The organism is Paraburkholderia xenovorans LB400, from assembly GCF_000013645.1.
In the GTDB taxonomy this organism is placed as follows: Bacteria; Pseudomonadota; Gammaproteobacteria; order Burkholderiales; family Burkholderiaceae; genus Paraburkholderia; species Paraburkholderia xenovorans.
Map to the genome: position 1 here is coordinate 543,248 of NC_007951.1, position 16,154 is coordinate 559,401.

Annotated in this window: 10 protein-coding genes; 2 read left to right on the forward strand and 8 right to left on the reverse strand. The window is 65.4% G+C overall.

Translation table 11 applies throughout. The features are described 5' to 3' along the window. Positions 1 to 36 precede the first annotated feature (36 nt). Positions 37 to 1,452: an FAD-linked oxidase C-terminal domain-containing protein gene (locus tag BXE_RS02425; RefSeq protein ID WP_011486845.1), complete on the reverse strand. Its 1,416-nt coding sequence runs from the start codon at positions 1,450 to 1,452 to the stop codon at positions 37 to 39. Between the two features lie 269 nt (positions 1,453 to 1,721). Here BXE_RS02425 and BXE_RS02430 point away from each other — a divergent pair, with 269 nt between their 5' ends. Further along, entirely contained in the window at positions 1,722 to 2,276 is a 555-nt protein-coding gene (locus BXE_RS02430) for a cob(I)yrinic acid a,c-diamide adenosyltransferase (RefSeq protein WP_038456974.1), read from the forward strand. Positions 2,277 to 2,351: 75 nt separating this feature from the next. On the opposite strand, the gene BXE_RS02435 is transcribed toward BXE_RS02430, so the two are convergent. The 6 genes from BXE_RS02435 to BXE_RS02460 all read right to left on the reverse strand — a co-directional run bounded on the left by BXE_RS02435 (position 2,352) and on the right by BXE_RS02460 (position 11,422). Next, on the reverse strand, positions 2,352 to 2,684 hold the full coding sequence (locus BXE_RS02435) for a helix-turn-helix domain-containing protein (RefSeq protein ID WP_011486847.1): 333 nt from the start codon (positions 2,682 to 2,684) through the stop codon (positions 2,352 to 2,354). After that, positions 2,681 to 3,025 (reverse strand): type II toxin-antitoxin system RelE/ParE family toxin, encoded by a 345-nt coding sequence (locus tag BXE_RS02440; protein ID WP_011486848.1) that lies wholly within the window; start codon positions 3,023 to 3,025, stop codon positions 2,681 to 2,683. The genes BXE_RS02435 and BXE_RS02440 overlap by 4 nt, the downstream gene beginning before the upstream one ends. Before the next feature lie 183 nt (positions 3,026 to 3,208). Continuing rightward, positions 3,209 to 4,282, reverse strand: a complete 1,074-nt coding sequence (gene aroG, locus BXE_RS02445; protein WP_011486849.1) for a 3-deoxy-7-phosphoheptulonate synthase AroG — start codon at positions 4,280 to 4,282, stop codon at positions 3,209 to 3,211. A 377-nt stretch (positions 4,283 to 4,659) separates the two neighbouring features. Beyond that, on the reverse strand, positions 4,660 to 6,126 hold the full coding sequence (gene tldD, locus BXE_RS02450) for a metalloprotease TldD (RefSeq protein WP_011486850.1): 1,467 nt from the start codon (positions 6,124 to 6,126) through the stop codon (positions 4,660 to 4,662). 119 nt (positions 6,127 to 6,245) lie between these two features. Then, positions 6,246 to 7,097, reverse strand: a complete 852-nt coding sequence (locus BXE_RS02455; protein WP_038456972.1) for a carbon-nitrogen hydrolase family protein — start codon at positions 7,095 to 7,097, stop codon at positions 6,246 to 6,248. Between the two features lie 128 nt (positions 7,098 to 7,225). Continuing rightward, positions 7,226 to 11,422 carry a YhdP family protein gene (locus tag BXE_RS02460; protein ID WP_038458359.1) on the reverse strand — a complete coding sequence of 1,399 codons (4,197 nt, stop codon included), beginning with the start codon at positions 11,420 to 11,422 and terminating at the stop codon, positions 7,226 to 7,228. Positions 11,423 to 11,554: 132 nt separating this feature from the next. On the opposite strand from BXE_RS02460, the gene glnE reads away from it, so the two are divergent. Next, entirely contained in the window at positions 11,555 to 14,401 is a 2,847-nt protein-coding gene (glnE, locus tag BXE_RS02465; RefSeq protein ID WP_011486853.1) for a bifunctional [glutamate--ammonia ligase]-adenylyl-L-tyrosine phosphorylase/[glutamate--ammonia-ligase] adenylyltransferase, read from the forward strand. Positions 14,402 to 14,456: 55 nt separating this feature from the next. On the opposite strand, the gene recN is transcribed toward glnE, so the two are convergent. After that, positions 14,457 to 16,127 carry a DNA repair protein RecN gene (gene recN / locus BXE_RS02470; protein WP_011486854.1) on the reverse strand — a complete coding sequence of 557 codons (1,671 nt, stop codon included), beginning with the start codon at positions 16,125 to 16,127 and terminating at the stop codon, positions 14,457 to 14,459. Positions 16,128 to 16,154 lie beyond the last annotated feature (27 nt).

The window sequence follows — 16,154 nt, forward strand, 5'->3', positions numbered from 1 at the left end:
GGCCGGCTTTCTGATGCAGCCGCGCCTGACCATGCCTCAAGCCGCCCAGGAGAAGATCTTGCCCGGGTTCATCAGATTGTGCGGATCGAGCGCGTGCTTGATCGAGCGCATGGTGTCGACCGCGACTTCACCGTGTTCTTCGAGCAGGAAGCCCATCTTGTGCAAGCCGACGCCATGCTCGCCCGTACAGGTGCCGTCCATGCGCAGCGCGCGCTCCACGATGCGATGGTTCAGGCGCTCGGCTTCGACCAGTTCTTCCGGCTTGTTGGGATCGATCAGGATCGCAACGTGGAAGTTGCCGTCGCCGACATGGCCGACGATCGGGCAGGGCAGAGGCGACGCCTTCAGGTCCTGTTCCGTTTCCTCCACACATTCCGCGAGGCGCGAGATCGGCACGCAGACGTCGGTCGTGACCGCGCGGCAACCGGGCTTCAGTTGCAGCATGGCGAAATAGGCGTTGTGGCGCGCATTCCATAGACGGCTGCGGTCTTCCGGACGCGTGGCCCATTCGAAGCCCTCGCCGGCATTCTGCGCGGCGACCTCCTGGACGAGTTCGGCCTGCTCTTTTACGCCGGCCTCGGTGCCGTGGAACTCGAAGAACAACGTGGGCGCTTCACGCAGCGTCAGATTCGAGTGGCGGTTGATCGAGCGGATGGCGAGCGAGTCGACGAATTCGACGCGCGCAATCGGTACGCCGATCTGGATCGTTTCGATGACCGCGCGAACCGCGTCGCCCATCGACGGGAACGTGCACACCGCCGCGGACACCGCCTCCGGCTGCGGATACAGGCGGACTGTGATTTCCGTAATCACGCCGAGCGTGCCTTCCGAGCCGACGAACAGGCGCGTGAGGTCGTAACCCGCGGACGACTTGCGGGCCCGCGTGCCGGTTTTGATCACGCGGCCATCGGCCAGCACCACGGTCAGCCCGAGCACGTTTTCGCGCATCGTGCCGTAGCGCACAGCGTTGGTACCCGACGCGCGCGTGGCCGACATGCCGCCGATGCTCGCGTCCGCGCCGGGGTCGATCGGGAAGAACAGACCCGTGTCGCGCAACGCCTCGTTCAACTGTTTGCGCGAGATGCCGGGCTCGACGGTGACGGTCAGGTCTTCGGCGTTGATCGACAGCACCCGGTTCATTTCCGACAGATCGATCGATACGCCGCCTTGCACGGCGAGCAGATGCCCTTCCAGCGACGAGCCGTTACCGTAAGGAATGACCGGGACGTTGTACTGGCCGCACAGTTTGACGACGTTCTGCACGTCTTCGGTAGTGCGTGCGAACACGACTGCGTCGGGCAGTTGAGGGTCGAACGGCGATTCGTCGCGGCCATGATGGACGCGCACGGCTTCGGACACGGACACGCGCTCGGCGAACGCGGCCTTGAGCGCGCTCAGCAGCTCGGCGGGAAACGGACGGCGCAACGGGGCCGGCGGCACGGGATGGTTCACGCATGTCTCCTGATATGTGGGGCGATACCGGTTTGCAGCAAGTGCTTCATTTTACGCCGATCGCCCGTGGGCCGGCGTTGAAGCCGGTCGACGCTTCTATAATGGCGGCGACTTCACGATGCGCGCAATATGGATAAACGCGGTGCCGGATGAGCCACACCGGGGCTGGGCCGGGGCCGCGATGGGCCTGCGTTAGGCAGGTGGGCCGCGTTGGTCACCGCCTCTGCCGCATTGAACCGCGTATCGTCACTGAATGCATGGGAGACATGATGGGCAACCGCTTGAGCAAGATCGCCACCCGCACGGGTGATGACGGCACCACGGGCCTCGGCGACGGGAGCCGTGTGCGCAAAGACAGCGCGCGGATCGCCGCGATCGGCGACGTGGACGAACTCAACTCGAATGTCGGTGTGCTGCTGTGTGAAACCTTGCCGGACAAGGTGCGGGCAGCGCTGGTCACGATCCAGCATGACCTGTTCGACCTGGGCGGCGAGTTGTGCATTCCCGGCCACACCATGATTACCGACCGGCAACTCGCGCAACTCGACGACTGGCTCGCCGACTACAACGCGGCGTTGCCGCCGCTGAAGGAGTTCATCCTGCCTGCCGGCTCGCGCGCGGCCTCGCTCGCGCATGTGTGCCGCACCGTGTGCCGGCGTGCTGAACGGGCGATCGTTGCGTTAGGCGAACACGACACCATTAATGCCGCGCCGCGCCAGTATGTGAACCGGCTGTCCGACCTGTTGTTCGTGCTCGCGCGCGTACTCAACCGCGCGGACGGCGGTACTGACGTGCTGTGGCAACACGAGCGCCGCGCAGGCTAGCGCCGAGCCGTGGCAATACGCGCGTGACAGTGCGACGACGCATGCACGATCACATGCATTGGTGAGTCTTGCACGTCAGCCGACTGCCAGCGTGACCGGCTTGCCGATCCGGCTCATCATTTCCACGAGCGTGTCGATGGTGAATTTGGTGGTTTTCTTGTTGACCACGTCGGACACGCGCGGGCGCGACACCATCAGAATCTCGGCCGCCTCGGCCTGCTTCAGATGATGCTGCTCGATCCAGGTGGACAGTTCCGTCATGAGCTGCTCCTTGAGCAGCCGCGTGTCATTGATCTGTTTTTGCGACGCTGCATGCAGTTGCTTCGCCTCTTTGGCGGAAAAGCCGAGTTCGAGGAACAGATTGGCACCGGGCCTGGTTACGTGACGAATTTTGGTGTCGATCGTCATTTTTCAGTTTTCCTATTGTTAATGATGGCGCGATACCGCGTTTCGGCAATCTTCCTGTCGTGCGGACCCAGCCTTTGCGTTTTCTTCTGGAAGCAATGCAGCACGTAAAGCGCTTCCACGAACTTGGTCACGTACATGACGCGAAAAACACCGTCTGCTTCCCTGATGCGAATCTCGCGTGTTCCGGGGCCGATCGAGTCAAACGGTTTCCAGTCGTCAGGGTCGAGGCCAGCCTGAATCTTGCCGAGTTGAAACCCCGCTCGACGACGCATTTCCTCGGGAAAGGCGAGTAAATCGTGATAGCTGGAGCCGAGCCAGCGAATTTCTTTTTCCTGCTCCATAGCCGCCTTTCATGTACAAAATTTTATACCCAACATTCATCCCGGTCAAGTCGTACTCGACCCGGCCATGAGTCGTTACGGTACAGAGGCGGTTAAGGGAGCGCCATTCGTCCGTTCGGCCAATAAAAAACCCGGCTCGCCGAGCCGGGTTTTTTTGCATCCACTGCTGCAATCAGCGCGGCTTCAGTTGCCGCTGCCGCGTGCCACACGGCGCTGCTTCACCGCGTCGGCGAGGCCTTCCAGCACGGCGACACTTTCGTCCCAGCCGATGCACGCGTCGGTGATGCTCTGGCCGTACGTCAGCGCGCAGCCTTCCTGCAGATCCTGGCGGCCCGCCACCAGATTCGATTCCACCATCACGCCGACAATCCGTTCGTCACCCGAAGCAATCTGGCGGCCGATATCCGCGCACACCGGAATCTGATTCTCGTGCTTCTTCGAGCTGTTCGCGTGGCTCGCGTCGATCATCAGGCGCGCGGCGAGACCGGCCTTGCCGATGTCCGCGCACGCGGCGTTGACGCTGTCCGCGTCGTAGTTCGGCGTCTTGCCGCCGCGCAGGATGATGTGGCAGTCCTCATTGCCCGCGGTCGACACGATTGCCGAGTGGCCGCCCTTCGTGACCGACAGGAAATGGTGCGGCTGCGAGGCGGCCTTGATCGCGTCGACCGCGATCTTGACGTTGCCGTCCGTGCCGTTCTTGAAGCCGACCGGGCACGACAGGCCCGAAGCCAGTTCGCGGTGCACCTGCGATTCGGTGGTCCGCGCGCCGATTGCGCCCCACGAGATCAGGTCGGCGATGTACTGCGGACTGATCATGTCGAGGTATTCGGTGCCGGCCGGCAGGCCGAGTTCGTTGATGCGCAACAGCAACTCGCGCGCGGTGCGCAGGCCTTCGTTGATCTTGAAGCTATTGTCCATGTACGGGTCGTTGATGAGACCCTTCCAGCCAACAGTTGTGCGCGGCTTTTCGAAGTACACGCGCATCACGATTTCGAGCTCGCCGGCAAAGCGCTTGCGCTGCTCGACCAGACGGCCGGCGTATTCCATCGCCGCCTTCGTATCGTGAATCGAGCACGGTCCGATGATCACGATCAGGCGATCTTCCATGCCGTGCAGAATGCGATGCATCGAGGTGCGCGAGTTATAGATCACGTCGGACACCGTTTCGTCGCAGGCGAATTCACGGATCAGGTGAGCGGGCGGCGTGAGTTCTTTCAATTCGCGGATGCGGACATCGTCGGTGTTGTGCGGGGGCATGTTGTTCTCCAATCGGTTCGTAGCGTGTTCGCGCAGGCAGTCAGGATTGCGATGAAGCGGCGATGCCAGAGCGGACAACCATCAAAAATAAAGTTTCAAAGGCATGAGGCGAAAAAAAACCGCCAGACTGGCTGGCGGTTTTTCGGGAATTCTCGGTGTTCTGCGTGCACTAACACCCCTCTCGATCCGCCAGCGGTCTGAGATGCCAAAAAAAGTAAAAGTAAAACTTGGCGGACATGACGAATGAGGTCGCAGGTCAAAAAGGGTGAGTGACTTTATAACCCGGTCAGGCTGCACTTGCAAGCTACCGGGCATAAAAATGCGGGAAATCCGCATACTTCGCGCAATGTATGCACGAAGTATGCGTTTGTAACGAATCAGGCAGTGCCGCCAACCGTCATCCGGTCGATCCGCAGCGTGGGCTGGCCGACGCCCACCGGCACGCTCTGGCCTTCCTTGCCGCACACGCCCACGCCCGAATCGAGCTTCATGTCGTTGCCGATCATGCTGACGTATTTGAGCGATTCCGGACCACTGCCGATCAGCGTTGCGCCCTTCACCGGATACGTGACCTTGCCGTCTTCGATCATGTACGCCTCGGAAGCCGAGAACACGAACTTGCCGTTGGTGATGTCGACCTGGCCGCCGCCGAAGTTCACCGCATACAAGCCGTTCTTCACGGAGGCGATGATTTCCTGCGGATCCTTGTCGCCATTGAGCATGTACGTGTTGGTCATGCGCGGCATGGGTAGCGCGGCGTACGACTCACGGCGCGCATTGCCCGTGACCGGCATCTTCATCAGACGCGCGTTCAGCGTGTCCTGGATGTAGCCCTTCAGGATGCCGTCTTCGATCAGCGTGGTGCACTGGGTCGGATTGCCTTCGTCGTCGATATTGAGCGAGCCGCGGCGGTTCGGCAGCGTGCCGTCGTCCACCACGGTCACGCCCCTGGCGGCCACCTGTTCGCCGATGCGCCCCGCGAATGCCGACGAACCCTTGCGGTTGAAGTCGCCTTCCAGACCGTGGCCGATCGCTTCGTGCAGCAGTACGCCGGGCCAGCCCGGTCCGAGCACGACGGTCATCGCGCCGGCCGGCGCCGGACGGGCTTCGAGGTTCACCAGCGCCGCATGCACCGCGTCGTCGACATAGCCTGACAGCACCTCGTCGGTGAAATAGGCGTAGTCGAAGCGGCCGCCGCCGCCGCCGCTGCCGATTTCGCGGCGGCCGTTCTGCTCGGCGATCACCGTGACCGACACGCGCACGAGCGGCCGGATGTCGGCCGCGAAGCCGCCGTCGCTGCGCGCGACCAGCACTACGTCGTATTCGCCGGCGAGACCCGCCATGACCTGCTGGATGCGCGGATCGCGGCCGCGCGCCATCTTTTCGATGCGCTCGAGCAGCTTGACCTTGGCGGTCGCGTCGAGCGAATGCAGCGGATCGGCCGGCAGATACAGATCGCGCCCGGCAATGCCGGTCAGCGACGAGGCCACCTTGATCTTCTGCTTGCCGCCGCCCGCCCTGGCGATCGAACGGGTGGCGAGCGCCGCCTGGCGGATCGCTTCGGGCGACAGGTCGTCCGAATAGGCGAACGCCGTGCGGTCGCCCGACACGGCGCGCACGCCGACGCCCTGGTCGATGCTGAAGCTGCCGGACTTCACGATGCCTTCTTCGAGACTCCACGCTTCGCTGCGCGTGTACTGGAAATACAGGTCGGCGTAGTCGATCTTGTGCGTGAAGATTTCGGCGAGCGTGCGGGTGAGCAGGGCTTCGTCGAGACCATAGGGCGTCAGGAGGATGTCCTTGGCGGTGGCGAGATTACGGATACCGGGTTCGATGATGTTCATGCGAAGTATGTTCTGCTCGATACGAAGGATTCGGTTAGCGCGTCTGTCACTCACAAATGAGTCCAGGGCGCCGCACTTTCAATGTCACACGAGTGGGTTGATCAATTGGGTCAGGTGAGTCAACTGAGCACACGATGACGCCAGGCGGGCAGACTCTGTCGCACTTCGTCGATGCGCGCACGCTCGAGATTGCCGGCGACCACGCCTGCGCCCTCGTCGCGCAGCGCGACGATTTCGCCCCACGGGTCGATCAGCATGCTGTGGCCCCACGTACGGCGGCCATTTTCATGTTTGCCGCCTTGCGCCGCGGCCAGCACGTAACACTGGTTTTCGACCGCCCGCGCGCGCAGCAGCATTTCCCAATGCGCGCGGCCGGTCGTGTAAGTGAACGCCGACGGCACCACGATCAGCGCGCAGTCGCCCATGCGCCGGTACAGCTCCGGAAAGCGCAGATCGTAGCAGACCGACAGACCCACGCGGCCGAACGGCGCCTCGAAGCTGCGCACTTCGCCGCCGGGGCAGATGGTGCGCGCTTCGTCGAACGATTCCGCGCCCTTTTCGAAGTTGAACAGGTGGATCTTGTCGTAGCGCGCGGCCTCGTTGCCCTGCGGGTCGAACACCAGCGTGGTGTTCAGCACGCGCGAGGCTTCAGGCGACATCAACGGCAGCGTGCCGCCGATCACCCAGATCTGGTGGCGGCGCGCGGCGTCGGCGAGAAAGCGCTGGATCGGTCCGTCCTGATAGGGTTCGCGCACGGCGAGCTTGTCCGTGTCCTTGAAGCCCATGAAGCAGAAGTACTCAGGCAGCAGGACGAGTTGCGCGCCTTCGGCGGCGGCCTCGGCGATCAGACGCCCGGCTTCGGCGAGATTGCGCTCGCGATCCGGTGTGCTCACCATTTGCAGCGCGGCGACACGGAAGGCGCTTTCCAGGGAACCGCTGGACACGGTTGAAGAGACCTGTGTTTCGCTCATGAGCGTTTCGGAAAACTCCCGGCAAGGCGGCGGCGCGAACCGCTTGCGCCGCGTACGTCGTTCAAGACTGGCTGGGCCGCTCGTGCGGCACGGCGCCCGTCTGACCGGGGAAAGGGTCGGATACAGGCTCAGTGCGCTTCCACGGTCGAAGCCGGAGCGTCCATCTTACCGCGATCGCCCTTCACCCGCTCGACGTGCGGTTTCGACCACGAGCCGGTGATCGCATACTCCCGCGCGAACGCGTGCGAGACCGACTGGCTGAACGCCAGATCGGCCACCAGCGCGCCCAGCCCGAGCAGCGGATTGATGACCGTGGCGGCGATCACCGCAGCGCCGGCGCTGACGGTCGGCACGATCTGGACGTGCAGATCCTGGGTCTCCTGGGCGAGATCCACCGAGCCTTTCATCTCGGCCCGCGCCGGCGCGGTGACCATCTCGAAGTTCTCGGTGCGGCCAATGCCGTTGTGAATCTGCGCGGTGCCGGTAACGTGCTCGAACGGCAGGCCTTCGCCGATCACGTCGCGGAAGTTCAGCGTGGCGAAGCGCGCGAGGCTTTGCAGGCTGAGCACGCCCAGCAGCTTGGCGACGCCCGGATCGACCTTGAGGATCTGGCCGTGGCGCAGATCGACGGCCAGATTGCCGTTGAGCGTCGGGTAGTCGATCCGGGTCGGGCCGCCTTGCCACACCATCTTGCCCGACAGCGAGCCAGCGCCCGCCTTGAGCGTGCGCGGCTGGCCGAACCGTTCGAGCAGCGCGCCGGCGTCCTTGATGTCGAGCTTGAAATCGAACACGGTGCGCCGCGCTGTGGCTTCGTCGGCGCTGCTGCCGAGGTCGGTCGAGGTGCGCCAGTTCGCGGTCGCGCTGAGCGTAGCCGCCGGGTTGGTGATGTCGAGCTTGTCGAGTTGCCAGACCGGCACGCCGTCTTCGTCGAAGTTGTGCGCGTCGACTTCGAGACGGCCGACGTTGTGGTCGCGCACGATCAATTCGTTGACCACCAGATCGATGGACGGCATGTTCTGCGCCGGCGCCGACATGACCTCGCCGAGCAGGTCCTTGTCGGTGGCCGACGGAATCACCACGCGGGCAAAGCGCGCCTGCAGCGTGCCGGGCGACTCCCTGGTCGGGCCCGGCAGCCAGGACACGTGGCCGGACACCTGATTCGACGCGATGTTCGCCTGCCACGTGCGATCCGCGTGCGAGGCGCCGACGATCACGCTGTCCCAGTGACGCTTGAGCAGCGTCAGCGTGCCGACGTGCAGCGCGAAGCGGCTCGGCAGGAATTGCGCGACGGTTGGATTCGGCGTGGCCGGCGCCGGCGTGACGGAGGCCGGAGCGGGCGCGTCTTTGGTGCGTATTTGCGTGACCAGCGCACGCCAGGCGTCCGCGTCGAATGTGTCCAGATCGACGGCGGCGATCACGCCTTCGGACGGCAGGTCGGCGGGCCGGTTCACGCCGACCGCGCCGCGCACCACGGTCGGCGGCGTTTTCGGCTGGTAGCGCAGCAGATAGGCGGCGGCGAGCGGGCCGAAGGTGAGGTCGGCGCGCTCCAGTCCCGCTTCGCCCGGCGCGGCGGACGGGCTGACGGCGAAGCGCAGCGGCATCGGCGCGCCGACCGGCTTGTTGAACGGCGCGGGGAAGTCGAGCGCAAGGCCGGTCAGATCGGAATTCGCCGTCACTTCGGGCAGCCGTCCCTTCGCGCCGCGCACGTTGAGCGCGTAGGGCGCGCTGCCGCTCATGCGCGTCAGCACCTGTGCGCCCGGGCCGTGCAGATCGAGTCCGCGCGCCGCGTCGACGGCGATATGGCCGCCCAGGTCGAGCGCATAGGTGCCGTCCTGCTTCAGGCCGCCGTTCGCATGCACGTCGCCGCCGAGGAATTGTCCCGAGAGCCGGTCCACCTGCGCCGTGTGCTCGGTAAACCGCACCTTGCCTTTCAACTGCGACAGCGGTGGCACGTTCTCGACGCTCAGGCGGTTGTTCTGGAAGCCGACCGCGCCCTCCACGCCGATATGCGGCTTCGGCGTGCGCGGCACGGTCAGCTTGAGCGCGAGCGAGGCGGGCCCTTCGGCGCGCACCTTGTCGGTCTCGTGCTTCGCCATGATGCCGAGCGAGCTGGCGTTCACGTAGTCGAGCATGTCGGCGAGCGGCCCGTGGCCGTCGCCCTTGATGACGAGGCTCGACGCCCGGGTGCCGAGGTCGTCGATCCTGCCGTTGACGCCGGTGAGCGCGACCTGCTTGTAATGCGCCCGGTCGATGTCGAAGCGCATCACGTTCTGCCTGAGTTCGAATACGCCGTCGATGCCGTCGAGCGCCGGCCATACGTTCGGCGTGCCGTTCCTCATCTTGCGCGGCGGGTACGGCGTCGGATCGAACTTGCCGCCCTTGAACGGCGCGACGATATGGAACAGTCCGGCGCTCGGGTCGCGCGAATAGGGGAATTTGGTCAGGTCGCCGTGCACCTCGATGGTCGCGCCGTGCGACATGCCGGCCTGCAAGCCGTGGCCCAGATAGATGCGCAGCTTTTCGCCGATGCTGGTCGGCAGATAGCGGGCGATGCGCGTCACCTGAGCGCGCTGGAAGTCGGCTTTCAGATCGAGCGAACCGCGCCCGTGGCCCGGGTTGCTGTAGTCGGCGGTGGCGGTGGCCGCGACGTCGGCGTTCGAAACGCCGAAATCGGCCAGCTTCACGGTGAAGGCCGGGTGGTTCTCGCCCGGCGCCTTCGGCGTGATGGTCCAGTCGGCGCGGCCATGCAGACGGTCGAGCTTCAGACGCGGGTCGTCGAACACGCCCGGCAGCGTAATGGCGACGTTGGAGGTGTCGAGCAGGGCGGTGCCGTGGGTTTCGTCGGCGTCCACGCTGCCCCACAGATTCTCGATGCCGGGAATGCCCGCGCGCGGGTGATTCAGCGGCGTGAGCCCCGGCGGCGGTTCCTGGGCGGCGACACTGATGCCTTGCAGATCGCCCTTGAAGCGATAGCGCTCGATCGGCTCGGCGCCGCTCGGCTGATGGTCGCTGCCCGCTTCGCCCGACTCCGGTTTGGCGCGCTCGACTTCGATCAGATAATTGGCCACCAGGCCGCGCGGGTTGTAGCGCACGAGATTGTTCAACAGACGCCGCGACAGCGGCAACGCGCGGCTGAATTCCGCGAGGATGCCCAGGTCGACCCGGTCGCCGCTTACGCTGACCAGTTGCCCGTGTTGCTGCGAGGCGGTCCGGTAGCGTCCGTTCAGCGTGGTGAGCGCGAGCGTGCGCGTGAGCGGCGTGCCGTCGTCGAGCGGCGGCTGGCCGAGTTCGGCGTGAAACTGGCTCAGTTGCAGTTTGTAGTCGCCTGCCTCGGCTTCGAGGCGCCACATGAAACTGGCGACCGGCACGAGCAGCTTCGGCTGGGTCGGACGCACCCGCATGGCGACGTCGGCGCCGGTGAGTTGCCCGCTTGCCGACTTCATGCGGCCATCGGCGAAGTCGATCCAGATTGCATTGTCGATGCGGCCGGCAAACGTCTCGATCGGGAAATTGACGTAGCGCGCGAGGGTCGGCAGATCGACCGGGCCGGTCGACACGTACACCTGGCCAGTCCAGTTGATCGGCTTGCCGATTGCGGAGAGCGGCGCGTGTCTGAAATGCGTGCGGAAATCGAGCGGGCCGTTCAGAACATGCCCTTCGGCGGGCGCCTGCAGCGCCAGCCGGTGATCGTAGCCGTCGTTGAGAATCGCGATCCGGATATCGCGCAGGGCCAATTCCGGCGCGGCGTGCTCCGCATCGCGCCAGCGCAGCACGCCGCCGCGCACCACGATCGCCTGTTGGCGCAACAGCCAGGTGGTCAGCACGTCGTTGCCGCTGTGGCGCGTGGGCACCGGCACGCCAGCTACCGAGAGCACGCCGTCGCTGCTACGTGCCACCAGCACGTCCGGCTGATCGACGATCAGGCTGGACAGCGCCGGATGAAACTGCCAGAGCGACTTCCACGAGAGCGTGGCGGTGGCGTGCGGAATCGTCAGCGCGGTCTTGCCGTCGCGGTCGCGGATCACGAGATTGGTGACGTCGAGGCCGGGCTGGAAGCCGCTCCAGTACGGCGCGAGCTTGCCGATGCTGAACTGCGCGTGCAGTTTCTCCGAGACGATGGCTTCGATGCGCGGGCGGAACGAGTCGGCGCGCGGCAGCACCACGTAACGCAACGCGAGAAACAGCCCGGTCGCTACAAAGTACAGCACGAGCGCGATCGCGAGGACCACGTGAAAGGTCCGGCGCAGCACGATGTGGTCGCTTCCGCTCACAGGCCGGACCTGCCCGGTTTCGTGAGGGTCGGCGGATTCGTTTCGCTCGGACATGCTGCGGCGGGTGGGCGTATGGTAGTTTTGCAAATTGACGACGAAATGTAACACACGGGAAAGCGTAGACGGACTTCCTGCAAACCCTGTCTGCATGCCGTCTCGCGACGTGCGCGAGGCTGCTGCGCCGGTGTGCTACTGCGAATTGAACAACGCTTATCAAGCAACGAGCGAGCCAGACCCTTGAAGACCGACGCCACTCTCCTGAGTTCCAGCTATTCACACTACGCGGCGCGCGCCGCCGCCGCCCGCCCGCAACTCGTGGCGCAGGTGGCGGCGCTCGCGTCCGCGCCGCTGACCCGCGAGCGTATCGACGCGCGATTCGACGCGTTGTGCGCCGAGGCCGCCGGCGCGAGCGGTGCGCCATTGAGTGAAGATGCACTCAAACGGGCGTTGCGCCAATTGCGCACGGAGGTATTTTGCGCCGTGATGGAGCGCGACCTGGCGGGCGAGGCGGACGTCGCCGAAGTCACCGGCGCGATGACCGATCTGGCGGAAACGACGATCCAGCGGGCGCTCGCGGTTCTGTCCGCCGAACTCGAAGTGCTTTACGGCGAGCCGCGCGGACCGCACGGCGAACGGCTCTCGCTCGGCGTGGTGGGCATGGGCAAGCTGGGCGGGCGCGAACTGAACGTGTCGTCGGATATCGATCTGATCTTCATTTATGAAGAAGATGGCGAGACCGCGGGCGGCCACCGCTCGCCGATCGCCACGCAGGAGTTTTTCACGCGCCTCGGCAAGCGCCTGATCGGCGCCCTCGCCGAAGTCACCGCCGACGGCTACGTGTTCCGGGTCGACATGCGGCTGCGGCCGAACGGCGACTCGGGTCCGCTCGTTTGCAGCCTGGGCATGCTCGAAGAGTATTTCTACGTGCAAGGCCGCGAGTGGGAGCGCTACGCGTGGATCAAGGGCCGTCTCGTGTCCGAAGGTACGAGCGACGCGGCGCAGCGGCTGCAGAAGCAGCTCGACGCGATCGTCACGCCGTTCGTCTACCGCCGCTATCTCGACTTCGGCGTGATCAGCGCGATTCGCGCGCTGCATCTGCAGATTCGCCAGGAGGCGCAGCGCCGTGCCTCCATGCGGCCCGACAAGGCCGACGACATCAAGCTCGGGCGCGGCGGCATCCGCGAAATCGAATTCAGCGCGCAGGTGTTCCAGTTGATCCGCGGCGGCCAGGACGCCGGCTTTCGTGTGCGGCCGACGCTCGCCGTGCTGCGTCACGCGGCCACGCACGGGCTGATCGACACGTCGGTCTGCGTGAAGCTCTCGCAGGCCTATCGCTTCCTGCGCGAACTCGAACACCGTCTGCAATACCGTAACGACGCGCAAACCCATGCCATGCCGGTCGATCCCGAAGAGCGTGTGGCGCTCGCTCACGCAATGGGTTGCGACGACTACGCGGCGCTGATGGCAAAGCTCGATGCGCATCGCGAATTCGTCGAACAGCAGTTCGATCAGATTTTCGCCGACAAGGTGAGCGGCCGCGACGGCTGCGGCGCACCCGAAGACGGCGCCGCCGCGTGGGTGTGGAGCAGCGCGCTTGCCGACGACAGCGCGGATGATGTCCTGCAGGCGCGCCTCGTCGAACTCGGCGTGGCCGAGCCGGGCGAACTGCTCGCGCGGCTGCGCGCGGTGTGGCAGTCGTCGCGTTATGCGGGGCTGGCCGAGCGCAGCCGGCAACGCTTCGACATCGTCGCGCAACGCGCGCTCGAAGCCGCGCGCACGCTGGAGCCTGCCGAGCGGCGCGGCGATACGGTGGCGCGCTTCTTCGACCTGCTCGAAGCGGTGAGCCGGCGCGGCGCCTATCTGGCGCTGCTGACCGAATATCCGCAGGCATTGCACCACGTGCTGTCGGTGCTCGGCGGTTCGCGTTGGGCGGCCGGCTATCTGATCCGCCATCCGCAACTGCTCGACGAACTGCTCGACGACGAAGCGATGGACAGTCCGTTCGACTGGCCCGAATTCAAGCGCACCTTGCGCCTGCGTCTGGCCGCCGCCGACGGCGTGGAGCAACAGATGGATCTGCTGCGCCACGCGCACCAGGCCGAAGTGTTCCGCATTCTGCTGATCGATCTGGCCGGCAAGCTGAGCGTCGAGCATGTGAGCGACCGCCTGTCCGAACTCGCCGACGCCGTGCTCGACGTTACGCTCGAAGCCGTCTGGAGGCAGTTGCCCAAGCGCCATCGCGACGTGCCGCGTTTCGCGGTGATCGCGTACGGCAAGCTGGGGGGCAAGGAACTGGGCTACGCATCCGACCTCGACGTGATCTTTCTCTACGACGATACCGACGAAGCCGCAGCCGAGGTCTACTCCACCTACACCCGCCGCCTGATCACCTGGCTCACGACCGCGACCGGCGCCGGCACCCTGTTCGACGTGGACTTGCGGCTGCGGCCGAACGGCGAATCGGGCCTGCTCGTCACCGATCTGGACGCGTTCCGCCGTTACCAGCTGCGCGAAGGCGACGCGGCCAATACGGCGTGGGTGTGGGAGCATCAGGCATTGAGCCGCGCCCGTTACTGCGCGGGCGACGCCGGGATCGGCGCGAAATTCGAGGCCATCCGCGAACAGGTGCTGACCACGCCGCGCGAGGCGGCGCCGCTCGCGAAGGAGATCGTCGAGATGCGCGAGCGCGTCGAGGCCGGCCATCCGAACCATACGGCGCTGTTCGATCTGAAGCATGACCGCGGCGGGATGGTGGATATCGAATTCACCGTGCAGTACTGGGTGCTGTTGCATGCGGCAAGCGACCCCGAACTGATCCGCAATACCGGCAACATTGCGCTGCTGCGCGAAGTGTCGCGCTTCGGCCTGATGAGCGAGGCGGAAGCGGAGACGGTCGGCGCGGCTTATCGCACCTACCGCAAGCTGCAGCACAAGCTGCGGCTGGACGGGATGGAGAAGGCGCGGGTCGAGCCGGCGCTGGTGGCCACGGAGCGTGAGGCCGTGCTGGGGTTGTGGAAGCGCGTGTTCGGGTGAGGGCGCGGGTTGATCCGCGCCCGGGCGGCGGGGATATCCCCCGTCCCGTGAACGACTAGGCCGCGAGCATTTCCTTCGCGTGCTTGCGGGTGGTCGGCGTGATCTCCAGGCCGCCGAGCATCCGCGCCACTTCTTCGATGCGGCTCGCCTTGTCGAGCGAGGTCACGCTGCTGATAGTGCCGCCTTTGCCGTTGCCCGCCTTGGCGACCTGGAAATGATGGTCGCCGCGCGCGGCGACTTGCGGCAAGTGCGTCACGCACAGCACCTGGCGCTGCTGGCCGAGCTGATGCAGAAGCCGTCCGACCACTTCGGCGACGCCGCCGCCGATGCCCGTATCCACTTCGTCGAAAATCAGCGTGGGCGTGGGACTGGCGGCGCTGGCGATCACTGCCAGCGCGAGGCTGATCCGCGCCAGCTCGCCGCCCGAGGCGACTTTGGCGAGCGGCCGCAGCGGCACGCCGGCATGACCGGCGACACGGAATTCGACCTGTTCGAGCCCATGTGCGCCACCTTCGGGCTGCGGCACCAGCGCGACTTCGAAGCTGCCGCCTTTCATCGACAGTTCCTGCATGCCCGTGGTGACCGCCGCGCCCAGCGCCTTGCCGGCCTTGGCGCGCGCCTTCGACAGCTTCTTCGCTTCGGTCAGGAAGTGTTCTTTGGCTTTGGCTTCGGCCGCGTGCAGGCTGTCGAGGTCGGCGGCCGCGTCGAGCGCGGCCAGTTGCGCGCGGCGTGCCTCGTGTTCCTCCGGCAGCGTTTGCGGCTGTAGACGGAATTTGCGCGCAGCCGAGTGCAACGCGTCCAGACGCTTTTCGACTTGTGCCAGCCGGTCCGGGTCGAGTTCGAGCTTTTGCGCGTAATGACTCAGCGAGTAGGCCGCTTCCTGCAACTGGATTTCGGCCGGTTCGAGCGCGGCGAGTACATCGTTCAAGGCCGGATCGACTTCCGCCAGATCGCGCACCTTCGAGACGATCGAGGACAGATGCGTGATCATCGCCTCGTCCGATTCGGACAGCGCACCGAGCGCGCCTTGCACGCCGTCGATCAGATTGGCCGAATGCGACAGCCGCCGGTGCTCCGAATTGACCTCTTCCCACTCGCCCGGCTGCGGCGCGAGCTTGTCCAGTTCGGCGAGCTGCCAGGCAAGGCGCTCGCGTTCCAGTTGCAGCTCGCGGTCACGCGTTTGCGCGTGCTCGACCGCCTGAACCTTCTCGCGCCATGCCCGCCATGCCCGCGTAACGGCGGCTGCCGTGTCGGACAGTCCGGCGTGAGTGTCGAACAGTTCGCGTTGCGCGTCTGGGCGCATCAGCAACTGGTGCGCGTGCTGGCCATGAATATCCACCAGCATTTCGCCGACCTCGCGCAACTGCGCGAGCGTCGCCGCGGTGCCGTTGATGAACGCCCGCGAGCGGCCGTTGCCATCCACCACGCGCCGCAGCATCACGGTGCTGCCGTGATGCCCGTCGCTGCCCGTCGTGCCGAGCGCCTGCTCGTCGAGCCATTGCTCGACCTGCGCATGGGTCTCGAATTCCGCCGTGATGTCCGCGCGGCTTTCACCGGTGCGGACCACGTTCGCATCGGCACGGGCGCCGAGCGCGAGCGCCAGCGCGTCGATCAGGATCGACTTGCCGGCGCCGGTTTCGCCGGAAAAAACAGTGAAGCCGCTGTCGAATTCGAGATCGAGCGCGGCGACGATGACGAAGTCGCGTATCGAGAGGTGGCGAAGCATGGAGGTGGTCTGATGAGCTTGGTGGTC